Genomic DNA, 13,051 nt, shown 5'->3' on the forward strand with positions numbered 1-13,051 from the left:
AGATGACAAACTGGACCCCGATCCTGATCGCCGGCGGCGGCGCGCTGTTTCTCGGGCTGGCGGGCGGGCTGCTGACGCCGATCGGGGCGTGGTATCGAGGCCTGCGCAAGCCGGGCTTCCAGCCGCCCGACTGGCTGTTCGGCCCCGCCTGGACGATCATCCTCGGCCTAGCCGCCTGGTCGGCGGTCATTGCCTGGGAAGCGACGGCGGGCGATTCGGGCGCGCGCCGCGACGTCGCTATCCTGTTCGTCGTCAACGCGGTCTACCACTTCCTGTGGAGCCCGCTGTTCTTCAAGCTCAGGCGGCCCGACTGGGCATTGATCGAGGTGGTGTTTCTCTGGGCCTCGCTCGTCGCGCTGATCGTCGGGCTCTGGCCGATCTCCAGCTTCGCCAGCCTGTTGATCCTGCCCTATTTTCTGTGGGTCAGTTTCGCTGCCGTTCTGAACCGCGCGATCGTGCGGTTGAACGGCCCGTTCGCGGGGGCTGGCGCGCCCGCGTAAAAGGGTGCAGCGGGCGATCATGTCGATCGCCGCCCGCATAGGACGTGTCCTTGCCGAAGAGCGGTGGAACTATGCCCCGCACGAGGCGCCGGTCATGCCCGGATCGCCCGGATCGCCTGCGCATTCGGGGCGGCGCAAGCTCGCCTATGTGCTCTGTGCGATCCTGCTGGGGTTGGCGGGCGGGTTCGGCAACGCGCTGGTCGCGGTCAACACGACCACGCTGGCGGGATCGCTGGGGCTTGATCCCGTAGAAATCGCATGGCTGCCGACGGTCTATGTGATGACCAATGTCAGCATCAACCTGCTGCTCATCAAGTTTCGCCAGCAGTTCGGCCTTCGCCCCTTCGCGCTGATCTTCATCGGCCTCTATTCGCTGCTCGCCTTCGCGCATCTGTTCGTCAGCGACTTCACCTCGGCGATCCTCGTGCGTGCCGCCAGCGGCCTCGCCGCGGCGCCGCTCAGTACCTTTGCGCTCTATTACATCATGCAGGCGATGCCGCCGGCCGCGCGACTTCGCGGCGTCGTGCTCGGCATCGGCATCCCGCAATGCGCGACGCCGCTCGCGCGCCTGTTCTCGCCCGAACTCCTCGCGATGAGCCAGTGGCGGGCGCTCTATCTGTTCGAGCTGGGGCTGTCGGTGCTGAGCCTTGCCGCCGTCCTCGCGTTCCGCCTGCCGCCGACGGTGCGGCAAAAGGCATTCGAGCGGCTGGATTTCGTCACCTTCGCGCTGTTCGCGACGAGCATGGCGCTGTTCGCCGCGGTGCTGGGGCTCGGCCGTGTCGTCTGGTGGACGCAGGCGGCGTGGATCGGCTGGGCGCTGCTCGCGGCGATCCCGATGCTCGCGGCGGCGCTGCTGATCGAGCATGGCCGCGCCAATCCGCTTCTCAACACCCGCTGGCTGGCGAGCGCCGACATCGTCCGCTTCGCCGTGGTGACGGTGATGGCGCGCATCGTCCTGTCCGAACAGACGCTGGGCGCGGTGGGTCTGCTCAACCTGCTCGGCCAGAACAACGACGAGCTCCAGACCTTCTTCTCGATCATCGCCGTCGCGTCGGTCGCGGGCGTGCTTTTGAGCGCGGCGACGCTCAATCTCGAAAAGCCCGCGCATCCGGTGATGCTGGCGGTGGGGATCGTCGCGGTCGCCGCTTGGGTCGATTCCTATTCAACGAACCTCACGCGCGCGCCGCAGCTCTACGTGACGCAGGCGCTGATCGCGTTCGCCGGCACCTTCTTCCTCGGTCCGGCGCTGCTGTTCGGCATGACCCGCGCACTCAAGCAGGGGAGCGGGCACATCATCAGCTTCATCGCGCTGTTCGGGATCATCAACTCGCTGGGTGGTCTGGCCGGCTCGGCGATCCTCGGCACCTATCAGGTGGTGCGCGAGAAGGCGAACAGCGCCGCGCTGGTGCAGGCGATCGATCCCACCGACCCCTTGGTACAGGCGCGGCTACAGGCGGGTGCGGCCGGGATCGGCCGCGTCGTCGGCGATCCGGCGCTGCGCAGCGCAAAGGGCGGCGCGCTCCTGTCGCAGACCGCGACGCGGGAGGCCAATGTCCTTGCCTATGACGACGTGTTCCGCTTCGTCGCGGTGCTTGCCGCCCTGACGTTCCTCTATCTCTTCTTCCTTCTGGTGCGCCGCCGGGTCCGTGAGCGGCGCGGGAACCCCGCATGACCGACAACCGAACCGCCGCACCGCCCACCGACGAGCGCATCGCCGAACAGGGCGCCGCGCCCACGGCACCGACCGGCTCGGGCTGGCGGCCGCCGAAGCTGTCGCCCCTCGCGCTGATCGTCATTGCGGTCCTCACGGTGGCGGGCATGGCGGCGGTGATGGCGGGGTGGCGGATCGGGCCGTTCGCCAGCGCGATCGAGAATACCGACAACGCCTATGTCCGCGGCCGCGTGACGGTGATCGCGCCGCAGGTGTCGGGCTACGTCACCCGCGTCCTTGTCCGCGATTTTGAGACGGTGAAGCCCGGCGAGCCGCTCGTCGAGATCGACCGGCGCATCTACGCGCAAAAGGTCGCGCAGGCAGAGGCGCAGGTACAGGCGCAGCAGGCGACGCTCGCCAACAACCGACAGGCTGCCGCCAGCCGCGCCGCCTCCGTCCAGGCGCAGGAAGCCGCTGTCGCCAACGCGCAGGCGCAGTTGATGCGGGCGCAGGCGGACATGGCACGCGTCAACGACCTTGTATCCGACGGATCGGTCTCGCTGCGCGAGCGCGACCAGACGCGCGCCGCGCTTCGCCAAGCCGAAGCCGCGGTGAAACAGGCCGAGGCCGCACGCCGGATCGCCGTCGAGGACGTGCGCACGGTCGAGGTCGGCCGCGGCGGACAGGAAGCCGGCGTCTCCGGCGCGGAGGCCGCGCTGCGACTCGCGCGGATCGACCTGTCGAACACGCTCATTCGCGCGCCGGAGGGCGGGCGCGTGAGCGAAGTGGGCGTGCGTGTCGGGCAATATGTGACCGCCGGATCGCAGCTCCTGTTCCTCGTCCCCACCGACGTCTGGGTCATCGCCAATTACAAGGAGGCGCAGACCGCGCGCATTGCGGTTGGCCAGCCGGCGAGCTTCACCGTCGATGCACTCGCCAACACCAGGCTGACCGGCCGGGTCGAGCGTATTTCGCCCGCTACGGGTAGCGAGTTCGCGGTGCTCAAGTCCGACAATGCGACGGGCAATTTCACCAAGGTGCCGCAGCGGATCGCCGTGCGCATCCGCATCGATCCCGGCCAGCGCGCGGCCGAGCGGCTGCGCCCCGGCATGTCGGTCGTCGCCCGCGTCGATACGAGCGGCGCGCGGTGAAGCGGGCGGCGCTCCTTGCGCTGGCGGCGCTCGGCGGCTGCGTGTCGGCGGGCGAGCGGGCGGACGCGCCGCCGGCCGCCGCGGTCGTGCCGCCGCCCGCTTGGCGGACCGCGCTGAACGGCGCCGATCCCGTCACCGCCGACTGGTGGCGCAAGTTCGGCGACCCCGCGCTTGCGGCGCTGGTCGAACGCGCGCTGGCCAACAACGTCGACATTGCCATCGCCGCTGCCCGTGTCGAGGAAGCGCGCGCGGCCGAGGCGCTGTCACGCGCACAGCTCCTGCCGCAGGTCGGCGGCACGCTGCCCGAGACGCAGGGCCAGTCGGTGAGCGCGCTCGGCCAGCCGTCGCGCGCGATCTCTGCGCAGCCGAGCATCAGCGCGAGCTTCGACCTCGACCTGTTCGGGCGGCTCAGGCTCGCCAGCCGGGCGGCGCGCGCGCAGTTGCTGGCGAGCGAGGGGGCGCGCGATACCGTTCGGCTCGCCACCGCCGCGACGGCCGCCAGCGGCTACATCACGCTGCGCGCGCTCGACCAGCGGCTGTCGATCGCCGAGGCGACGCTGGCGGCGCGCAACGACGCGCTGCGGATCGCGCGGCGGCGGTATGAGACGGGCTATTCCTCGCGCCTCGAATACCGGCAGGCGCAGGCCGAATATGCCGCTACCGAACAGCTCGTGCCCGCCGCGCGGCTGGCGATCGCGCGACAGGAAAATGCGCTGTCGCTGCTCGTCGGCGACTCGCCGGGGCCGATCGCGCGGGGCCTGTCGCTCGACCGGATCGCGCTGCCGCCGATTCCAGCCGGGCTGCCCGCCGACCTGCTGCGCCGCCGGCCCGACCTCTATCAGGCCGAGCAGACGCTGGTCGCCGCCGACCTGTCGCTCGACAGCCAGCGGGCGGCGTTCCTGCCCAACCTGTTGCTCACCGGCTCGGCGGGGCTCGTCCTTTCGAGCGCGCTCAAGGAGCCGATCGGCATCTTCTCGCTCGGCGCCAGCGTGCTCGCGCCGATCTTCGACGGCGGGCGGCTGGCGGCACAGGAGGATGCGGCGACCGCGCGGCGCGACCAGGCGGCGTTCGCCTATCGCCGCACCGCGCTCACCGCCTTCCGTGAGGTCGACGACGCGCTGGCGGGCGTCGCGCGCACCGCGGAGCAGGCGCGGGCGCTGCGCGATCAGGTGGCGGCGACGCGCGGCGCGGTCAGCAATGCGACCAACCGCTACCGCGCGGGCTATTCGGGTTATCTGGAGCAACTCGATGCCCAGCGCAGCCAGCTTTCGGCCGAACTGTCGCTGGTGCAGGTCGAGGCGGACCGGCTGACGAGCTTCGTCTCGCTCTATCAGGCGATGGGCGGCGGCTGGCGCTAACCGGCGGGAGGGGGCGGCGGCCGGCGCTAACCGGCCGGGGCCGCCTTTTCGCGCGCGATGAAGCGGTTCATCTCGTCCTCGAAGGTCGACAGCGGCACCGATCCCATGCCCAGCACCGCATCGTGAAAGCGGCGAATGTCGAAGCGGGGGCCAAGCTCGCGCTCGGCCTTTGCCCGCATCCGACGGATCGTCAGCTCGCCGAGTTTGTAGGCGAGCGCCTGTCCCGGCCAACTGATGTAGCGATCGACCTCGTTGGCGATGTCGAGCGGGGCGAGCGCGGTGTGCGCCGCGAAATAGTCGATCGCCTGCTGCCGCGACCAGCCCTTGGCATGGATGCCGGTGTCGACGACCAGCCGCGCGGCGCGCCACATCTCGAACGTCTGGCGGCCGAACTCTTCGTACGGCCCCTCATAGATGCCGAGCTCCTTCCCTAGATATTCGGTGTAGAGCCCCCAGCCTTCGCCATAGCCCGAGAAATAGGTCTCCTGCCGGAAGCGCGGGCGCGCCGGCGCCTCGAGCGCCACCGCGGCCTGGAAGCTGTGGCCCGGGCTGCATTCGTGGAGCGTCAGCGCGGGGATGTTGTAGAGCGGCCGCTGGGCGAGGTCGTAGGTGTTCATGAGGCAGCTATCGAGCCCGCCGCGGCCGGAGGTATAGATCGGCGCGATCTCGTCCGGCACGGGCAGGATGGTGAAGCGATAGCGCGGCAGCAGGCCGAAATTGTCCTTGAGCTTGCCGTCCATCTTCTTGACCACATAGGCCGAGAGCGAGAGCAGTTCCTTCGGCGTCTTGGCATAGAATCGCGGGTCGGTGCGCAGGAACGTCAGAAACGCGGGGAACGTCCCCTTGAAGCCCGTCTCTTTCATCGTCGCCTGCATGTCGGCGTCGATCCGCGCGACTTCCCTGAGACCGATCTCGTGGATCTGGTCGGGCGTCAGGTCCAGCGTCGTGTGCTCGCGGATGCGGTCCTGATAGAAACGGCGCCCGTCGGGCAGCGACGCCGCGTCGATCGTCCGCCGCGTTTTGGGCAGATACTCCGTCCGCATGAACGACAGGAGCCGGGCATAGGCGGGGGCGACCTGCCCGGCGATGACGCGCTCCGCTTCGGCGCGGAGGGCGGCCTGTTCGGCGGCGGGAATCGTCGCGGGCATCGCGGCGAACGCGGCGTAGAAGGGGTTGGCGGTGCCGGGCGCCGCGAACGGCTCGATCGTCCTGTCGCGCCCCACCAGCGACGGGGCGGGGACGCTGTAGCCGCGTTTCAGCCCGGATCCCATATTGGCGATCTGCTCGTCGAAATAGCGCGGCACGTCGCGCATCCGGCCGAGATAGCGGCGATAGTCGATCGCGCGCGCATAGCCCCGGCGGGGGCTGAGGCCGGCCCAGAAGAAGCTGTCGCTGTTGAACGGCGCCTCATAGGTGCGCCATTCGATATTGTTGACCTGTTCCCAGAGGTAAGTTCGGAAGACCGCGTGATTCATCCGATCCTCGTCGCCGAGGGACGCGACCGGGATCGCATCGACGCGCGCGAGCATGTCGCGCCACGTCGCAAGCCGGCGGTGCCACGCGGCGGGAGTGACGCTCGGCAGATGGTCGTCGGCGGACGGTTCGCCCGGCGCCGCGTCGGCGATCTCGGCGAACTCGCGCGCGCGGAACGCCCATTCGGCGTCGTAGATCGCCTTCAGCCGTGCGTCCGGCGCCTGCGCGGCGGCGATCGCGGGGCTGCAAATCGCGACGGTAACCGCCGGGATGATCGTCGAGCGCATCGTAATTCCCCCCAATTGCCTTTCCACAAGGCGTAGTTTTGCGCGGCTTCGGCCATTCGCCGCCCGATCCCGTGACCCGAAGGGATGTAGGTCGATAGCCTCTTGTTAGGCGAGCGATTGATAGCGCCACGGCCACATCCGGGAGGGGTTGGGTCCAATGATCGACACGTTCCAGAAGCACGCACCGATCCGCAAGAAGTTCGATATCCTGACCGCCGTGTCCGGCGCGATCGCCGCTTTTCAGACGTTGATGACGTTGCTGGCCGGCGGCTTCACATTGCCGTTCTGGATCACGGCGGGCGCGGCGATCGTGGTCGTGGTGGTGATGCGCCAGGCCAAGCGGCTGATCTGCGATCCATACGTGGACACCGTGGTTCGGATGGAGGGGCTGGCAGCCGGCAATCTCGACGGGCCGATCTACTATACCGAACATACCGATTGCGTCGGTCGCCTGACCAAGGCGATGGCGGTGTTCCGCGACAACGCGCTGGCGATGCAGCAATCCGACGTGGTGCTGAAGATCGTCGTGCCCGAGCTGACGGTGGCGCTGCGCCATCTGAAGCAGGGTGACCTCACCTATCGCATCGGCACGACGTTCGGTGAGACGCACGATGTGCTGCGCGACGATTTCAATTCGACGATGACCGAGCTTCAGGACCTGCTTCGCCGCGTGTCCGAAGCTGCGGGGAACGTTCATAGCGGCGCGTCGGAAATCCGCCTCGCGTCCGACGACCTGTCGGTTCGGACCGAGCAGCAGGCAGCCCGGCTGGAGGACGGCGCCGCCGCGATGCGCGACGTGACCGCGATCGTCGAGGCGACGGCGCAGAACGCCGCCGCCGTCGGCGTGCAGATCGCCGAGACCAATGTCGCCGCGAACGAGGGCGGCGCCGTCGTTCGCCGCGCGATCGACGCGATGGGCGAGATCGAAAGCTCGGCGCAGGAGATCACCAAAATCATCAACGTGATCGACGGCATCGCCTTCCAGACCAACCTCTTGGCGCTGAACGCCGGGGTCGAGGCGGCGCGCGCGGGCGACGCGGGCAAGGGGTTCGCCGTCGTCGCCAACGAGGTGCGCGCGCTCGCCCAGCGATCGGCGGAGGCGGCCAAGGAGATTAGCGGCCTCATCACCGCGTCGACCACCGGCGTCGCCAACGGCGCGGCGCTGGTCGGCGAGACCGGCCGGATGCTCGACCGGATCAGCGCGCGCGTCAGCGAGATCAACGAGCGGATCGGCGAAATCTCGATCTCGGCCAAGGCGCAGGCCGAGCAGCTGGTCCAGGTCAACACCTCGGTCGGCGAGATGGACAAGATGACGCAGCAGAACGCCGCGATGGTCGAGGAATCGACCGCGGCGGCGCGCAGCCTGGCCGAAGAGGCGAATGCGCTGTCGGCGCTCGTCCAGCGGTTCCAGACCGGCACGCCGCCGATCGTGATCGAGCAGCGCACCCGCGCGCCCAGACCCGCGCGCACGATGGCGCCGACGCAGGGCAACGCCGCGCTCAAGATGCTCGAGGACGAGTGGTCCGCCTTCTGAGGGGTTGAGGGACGCCGGGTGTCCGTCGGGGGGCGGGCATCCGGCACAGGACGGCAACGGATGCGACCGGCCGTGCATCGCCCTCCACCACTTGCTAACCGACTTGGGCTATGCCGCCCCCGATGACCAAGCCGATGTCCCTTGCCGAGTTCGATCGTCTGCCGCCCGCGCATGGCGTGGATGCCGTTGTCGGCCTGTCGGCGGCGATCGACGCGGTGGCCGAGCGGGCGCGGCCGACGCATCGATTTTTGCGCTATGGCTGGTTCGCGGCGGCGCTGGCGGCCTATGGCGGGTCGGCGCGAACGCTGACCGTAACGCGCGAGGGGCAGGCGGTCGCCGCGCTGCCGGCCGTGACGGCGGGGCCGTCGCTGCTCGGGCTGGTCGCGGTGCCCGGCTGTTACTGGCCGATGCGCAGCTTCCCGGTGGCCGAGGATGCGGGCGTCGAGGCGGGCGAGGCGCTGCTCGATGCGCTGGGGCGAGAGGCGCGGGCGCTGCGGATCGGTCCGGTCTATGACGACGATCCGGCGCTGTCGCTGCTGTGCGCGGCCGCCGTCTCGCGCGGCTGGCGGGCGATGCCGCGCGACTTGGCGCCGAGCTTCCTCCTCGACATGGCCGCCAAGGATGCCGAGGGGCCGTTTCCGCGGCTGTCAACGCTCAAAAAGAACCGCTTTCACGAAAAGCATCTGGGCGCGCACGGCACGCTCGACTGGTCGTTCGTCAGCGGCGCGGATTGGGACGAGGGCGCATTCCACGCGCTGGCAGAAGTCGAGCAGGCAAGCTGGATCGCCGACCGCACCGACGGTAGCGACGCGAAGTTCACCGCGGCCGGCCACGGCGCCTTCTGGCGCGCCGCCGCCGCCGATCCGGTGTTGGCGCAGATGATGTGGGCGGCGGTGCTGCGTGTCGACGGGCGGCCCGCTGCGTTCAGCTTCGACATGAATGTCGGCGACCTCAAATACGCGATCGCCAACAGCTATATCCCTGATTATTCAAAGCATTCGCCGGGGAAGCTCCTCTACTATCGCAACCTCGTGCGCGCGCGGGAGGACGGGATCGCCCGCGTCGACTGGGGGGCGGGCGACAGCGGGTACAAGCGGGTGATCGGGGCCGAACCGGGGCCGATGATCCGCGACTGGCTGTTCGTTCGGCCGGGCCTCGCTTCCGCCGTCGCGCGGCTGATCGAGCGCCGCTGGACGGGGAGCGGGCAGGGCTCAACAGCCGTCTAGCCGTCGTCACAAACCCCCGTTACCATGGCCTCGAAAAGGAGAGGCGCATGGCATTGATCGTCAACGGGATCGAGGCGCCGCCGCCCGCCGATCCGCGCGTATCGCTGCTCGATTTCCTGCGTGAACACAGGGGCCTGACCGGCACCAAGGTCGGCTGCAATCAGGGTGCGTGCGGGGCCTGTACGGTAATCGTCGATGGTCGCCGGGTGCTGTCCTGCCTGACGCTCGCCGTACAGGTCGACGGGCTGGAAGTGACGACGATCGAGGGGCTGGGGACGCCGGGCAGTCTCCACCCGCTTCAGGCCGCGTTCGTCGAGCATGACGGGCTGCAATGCGGCTATTGCACGCCGGGTCAGATCTGTTCGGCGGTGGCGATGATCGAGGAACTACGCCGCGGCCTGCCGAGCAACGTGACCGCGGACCTGACCGCCGGGACGATCGCCGCCACGCGCGAGGAACTGCGCGAGCGGATGAGCGGCAACCTCTGCCGCTGCGGCGCGCACAACGGCATCATCGCCGCGATCGAGGATGCGTTCGGGCTGGAGAACGCGGCATGACGCCCTTCACCTATGCGCGCGCGGATGCCGCCGAACAGGCGCTCGAACTGGCGGGCGGCGGCGCGCGGTTTCTGGGCGGCGGCACCAACCTCATCGACCTGATGCGCGAGCGGATCGAGGCGCCCGCCGCGCTGGTCGACGTAAGCGGCATCGGCCGCACGATCGAGGAGACGGCGGACGGCGGGCTCCTGATCGGTGCCGGCGTGCGCAACACCGATCTGGCCGAGCATCCGCTGGTCCGCACCCGCTATCCGCTCGTCACTCGCGCGATCGTGGCGGGGGCGTCGGCGCAGATTCGCAACATGGCGACGGTGGGCGGCAACCTGCTCCAGCGAACGCGCTGCACCTATTTCTACGACGTCGAGGGTTCGCGCTGCAACAAGCGGGTGCCGGGCGAGGGCTGCGACGCGCAGGGCGGGTTCAACCGCATTCATGCGATCCTGGGCGCGAGCGAGGCGTGCGTCGCGACGCATCCCTCGGACCTGTGCGTCGCGCTGGCCGCGCTCGATGCCACCGTGCATGTCGAGGGGCCGCAGGGGGCGCGGGAAATCGCGTTCGGCGACTTTCACCTTCTACCCGGTGACACGCCCAAACGCGAGACGGCGCTGGCCCCGGGTGAACTCGTCACTGCCATCGAACTGCCGCCGCTGCCGGTCGCCGCGCACTCGCGCTATCGGAAGGTGCGCGACCGGGCGAGCTATGCCTTCGCGCTGATCTCCGTCGCCGCGGCGCTCCGCGTCGAGGACGGCCGGGTGGCCGAGGTCCGGCTGGCGCTGGGCGGCGTCGCGCATCGGCCGTGGCGTGCGCACGCGGCCGAAGCCGCACTGGTGGGCGCGGCGGCGAACGAGGCGAGCTTCCTTGCGGCGGCCGATGCCGAACTGTCGGCGGCGGTGCCGCTGCGCGACAACGGCTTCAAGATCGACCTTGCCCGGCGAACCATCGCCGCGGTCCTTTCCGACCTTTCAGGGGTAGGCGCATGAGCATCCTCGACAATGCCAAGTCGCGCGCACAGGGGCTGGCGATGGCCGCGCTGACCAAGGCGGTGGCGCTCGCCCCCGACAAATGGATTCCCGGCAGCACGCCCGATCCGCTGATCCGCAAGCAGAACGGCCATGTCGGCAAGCCGCTGTCGCGCCTCGACGGGCCGCTCAAGGTGGCGGGGCAGGCGCGGTTTTCGGCGGAGGTGGCGCTCCCGAACATGGCCTATGCCGCGATCGTCCACGCCGACACGCCCAAGGGCCGGATCGCGTCGCTCGACACGGCGGCGGCGGAGGCGGTGCCGGGCGTCGTGCTCGTCATGACCCACCGCAACGCGCCGCGGATGAACCCGATGCCGGTGTTCATGTCGGCGGCCAAGGCGGCGGGGCCGGACGCGCTCCCGATCCTTCAGGACGACCGCATCCACTGGAGCGGCCAGCCGGTCGCGGTCGTGGTGGCCGAGACGCAGGAGATTGCCGACGAGGCCGCGGGGCTGATTGCGGCGACGTTCAAGGAAGAGCCTGCCGTCACCGCCTTCGCCGCCGCGCGGGCGAAGGGGACGCAGCAGGGCAGCTTCATGGCCCAGCCGCTGCGCAACGAGATCGGCGACGCGGAGAAAACGCTGGCCGCCGCGCATTTCCGCATCGATGCGCGCTACACGACGCCGCGGCATAATCACAATGCGATCGAGCTTCACGCGCTCACCTGCGAATGGCAGGACGACGGCGTGCTGCGCATCCACGACACGACGCAGATGGTCGCGCAGGAAGCGTGGACGATCGGCCGCGTGTTCGGTTTGAGCGAGGACAAGGTCGTCGTCACCTCGCCCTTCGTCGGCGGCGGGTTCGGCGGCAAGGGGCTGTGGCAGCATCAGGCCTGCGCCGCCGCCGCCGCGAAGCTGGCGAAGCGCCCCGTCCGGCTGATGCTGTCGCGCGAGAGCGTCTATCGCATCGTCGGCGGCCGCGCGCCGACCGATCAGCGCGTGGCACTGGGCGCGACGGCGGAGGGGAAGCTGACCGCGCTCATCCACACCGGCCTGACCGCCAAGTCGCCGGCCAGCCCGATGCCAGAGCCGTTCATCCTGCCGACGCGCAGCGCCTATGCGGCGGAGACGATGCTGCTTGACGTGAAGACGGTCGAGATCGAATCGCTGTCCAACACCTTCATGCGCGCGCCGGGCGAGGCGGTGGGCACCTTCGCGCTCGAATGCGCGATCGATGAGCTGGCGGAGGTTGCGGGCATCGACCCGATCGAGCTGCGGCTGCGCAACGAACCGGAGAAGGATCCGGTGTCCGGCCTGCCCTTTTCCGGCCGGCACCTCGACGCCGCCTACCGGATGGCCGCGGAGAAGTTCGGCTGGGATCGCCGCTCGCCCACCCCGCGAGCGCAGCGTGAGGGGGAGTGGTGGGTCGGCATGGGCTGTGCCACCGGCACCTATCCCTATTACCGGATGCCCGGCGGCGCGGCGCGGATCACGCTGACGGCGGAAGGCGCGAAGATCGACATCGCCGCGCATGAAATGGGGATGGGCACCGCCACCGCCGCGACGCAGGTGGCGGCGGACCGGCTAGGCCTGTCGCCCGAGGCGATCGCCTTCAACTATGGCGACTCGACGCTGCCCGGCACGGTGATGGCGGGCGGGTCGCAGCAGACCGCCTCGATCGGTGCGTCGATCGTCGCCGCGCACCGGGCGCTGGTGGCCGAGCTCGTCAAGCTCGCGGGCAACGACTCGCCGATCGCTGGGGCCAAGCCCGACGAGCTCTCCTGCCGTGACGCGGGCCTGTGCCGCGCCGATGACGAGGCGGCATATGAAAGCTACGCCTCGATCCTCGCACGCGCGAACCGACCGTCGGTGAGCGCGGAAGCGTCGCCGCCGCTGCCGCTCGAGATGATGCACTGGTCGATGCACAGCCATGCGGCGATGTTCGCCGAGGTGCGGGTGAACGCCGTCACCGGCGAAGTGCGCGTCAGCCGCTTCCTCGGCAGCTTCGATTGCGGGCGCATCCTCAATCCCAAGACGGCGGCCAGCCAGTTCAGGGGCGGCATCATCATGGGCCTGGGCCTCGCCCTCATGGAAGAGACGCAGTTCGACGAGCGCAAGGGCCGGGTGATGAACGCGAGCCTGGCCGAATATCACCTCCCCGTGCATCTCGACGTGCCGGATATCGAGGTGATCTGGACCGACATTCCCGACCCGCACACGCCGATGGGGGCGCGCGGGATCGGCGAGATCGGCATCACGGGAACTGGCGCGGCGGTCGCCAACGCGATCTACAACGCCATCGGCAAGCGCGTCCGCGACCTGCCGATCACGCTCGACAAGCTGCTGTAAGGGC

The 13,051-nt window shown here is 69.5% G+C and carries 10 protein-coding genes; 9 read left to right on the forward strand and 1 reads right to left on the reverse strand.

Annotation, left to right across the window (positions count from 1 at the left end; translation table 11 throughout):
• The first annotated feature begins 2 nt into the window (after nt 1-2).
• Genes FHR19_RS04835 through FHR19_RS04850 form a run of 4 tightly spaced genes read left to right on the forward strand, consistent with a single transcriptional unit; the run spans nt 3 to nt 4,660 of the window.
• Complete coding sequence (locus FHR19_RS04835; protein ID WP_184025013.1) at nt 3-500, forward strand: TspO/MBR family protein; 498 nt, start codon at nt 3-5, stop codon at nt 498-500.
• 19 nt (nt 501-519) lie between these two features.
• Nucleotides 520-2,172, forward strand: a complete 1,653-nt coding sequence (locus FHR19_RS04840) for an MFS transporter (RefSeq protein WP_184025015.1) — start codon at nt 520-522, stop codon at nt 2,170-2,172.
• Nucleotides 2,169-3,302, forward strand: a complete 1,134-nt coding sequence (locus FHR19_RS04845) for an HlyD family secretion protein (protein WP_184025017.1) — start codon at nt 2,169-2,171, stop codon at nt 3,300-3,302. Before FHR19_RS04840 ends, FHR19_RS04845 begins: the two co-directional genes overlap by 4 nt.
• On the forward strand, nt 3,299-4,660 hold the full coding sequence (locus tag FHR19_RS04850; protein WP_184025019.1) for an efflux transporter outer membrane subunit: 1,362 nt from the start codon (nt 3,299-3,301) through the stop codon (nt 4,658-4,660). The genes FHR19_RS04845 and FHR19_RS04850 overlap by 4 nt, the downstream gene beginning before the upstream one ends.
• 26 nt (nt 4,661-4,686) lie before the next feature.
• Here FHR19_RS04850 and FHR19_RS04855 read toward each other — a convergent pair whose 3' ends face one another.
• On the reverse strand, nt 4,687-6,420 hold the full coding sequence (locus FHR19_RS04855; protein ID WP_184025021.1) for a DUF885 domain-containing protein: 1,734 nt from the start codon (nt 6,418-6,420) through the stop codon (nt 4,687-4,689).
• A gap of 157 nt (nt 6,421-6,577) precedes the next feature.
• On the opposite strand from FHR19_RS04855, the gene FHR19_RS04860 reads away from it, so the two are divergent.
• The 5 genes from FHR19_RS04860 (at nt 6,578) to FHR19_RS04880 (ending at nt 13,047) form a co-directional block, all read left to right on the forward strand.
• Complete coding sequence (locus FHR19_RS04860; RefSeq protein WP_184025023.1) at nt 6,578-7,954, forward strand: methyl-accepting chemotaxis protein; 1,377 nt, start codon at nt 6,578-6,580, stop codon at nt 7,952-7,954.
• 122 nt (nt 7,955-8,076) lie between these two features.
• On the forward strand, nt 8,077-9,180 hold the full coding sequence (locus FHR19_RS04865) for a GNAT family N-acetyltransferase (protein ID WP_184025025.1): 1,104 nt from the start codon (nt 8,077-8,079) through the stop codon (nt 9,178-9,180).
• Between the two features lie 47 nt (nt 9,181-9,227).
• Nucleotides 9,228-9,737, forward strand: a complete 510-nt coding sequence (locus FHR19_RS04870) for a 2Fe-2S iron-sulfur cluster-binding protein (RefSeq protein ID WP_184025027.1) — start codon at nt 9,228-9,230, stop codon at nt 9,735-9,737.
• Complete coding sequence (locus FHR19_RS04875) at nt 9,734-10,717, forward strand: FAD binding domain-containing protein (protein WP_184025030.1); 984 nt, start codon at nt 9,734-9,736, stop codon at nt 10,715-10,717. The genes FHR19_RS04870 and FHR19_RS04875 overlap by 4 nt, the downstream gene beginning before the upstream one ends.
• Nucleotides 10,714-13,047, forward strand: a complete 2,334-nt coding sequence (locus tag FHR19_RS04880; protein WP_184025032.1) for a xanthine dehydrogenase family protein molybdopterin-binding subunit — start codon at nt 10,714-10,716, stop codon at nt 13,045-13,047. Before FHR19_RS04875 ends, FHR19_RS04880 begins: the two co-directional genes overlap by 4 nt.
• Nucleotides 13,048-13,051 lie beyond the last annotated feature (4 nt).

This window comes from Sphingomonas yantingensis, assembly GCF_014199325.1.
Taxonomy (GTDB): domain Bacteria; phylum Pseudomonadota; class Alphaproteobacteria; order Sphingomonadales; family Sphingomonadaceae; genus Sphingomonas; species Sphingomonas yantingensis.

Bases quoted from the DNA above. Each gene is read 5' to 3' on its own strand.
- FHR19_RS04835 (WP_184025013.1), top strand. From the start codon at position 3: ATGACAAACTGGACCCCGATCCTGATCGCCGGCGGCGGCGCGCTGTTT.
- FHR19_RS04840 (WP_184025015.1), top strand. From the start codon at position 520: ATGTCGATCGCCGCCCGCATAGGACGTGTCCTTGCCGAAGAGCGGTGG.
- FHR19_RS04845 (WP_184025017.1), top strand. From the start codon at position 2,169: ATGACCGACAACCGAACCGCCGCACCGCCCACCGACGAGCGCATCGCC.
- FHR19_RS04855 (WP_184025021.1), bottom strand. From the start codon at position 6,420: ATGCGCTCGACGATCATCCCGGCGGTTACCGTCGCGATTTGCAGCCCC.
- FHR19_RS04860 (WP_184025023.1), top strand. From the start codon at position 6,578: ATGATCGACACGTTCCAGAAGCACGCACCGATCCGCAAGAAGTTCGAT.
- FHR19_RS04865 (WP_184025025.1), top strand. From the start codon at position 8,077: ATGACCAAGCCGATGTCCCTTGCCGAGTTCGATCGTCTGCCGCCCGCG.
- FHR19_RS04870 (WP_184025027.1), top strand. From the start codon at position 9,228: ATGGCATTGATCGTCAACGGGATCGAGGCGCCGCCGCCCGCCGATCCG.
- FHR19_RS04875 (WP_184025030.1), top strand. From the start codon at position 9,734: ATGACGCCCTTCACCTATGCGCGCGCGGATGCCGCCGAACAGGCGCTC.
- FHR19_RS04880 (WP_184025032.1), top strand. From the start codon at position 10,714: ATGAGCATCCTCGACAATGCCAAGTCGCGCGCACAGGGGCTGGCGATG.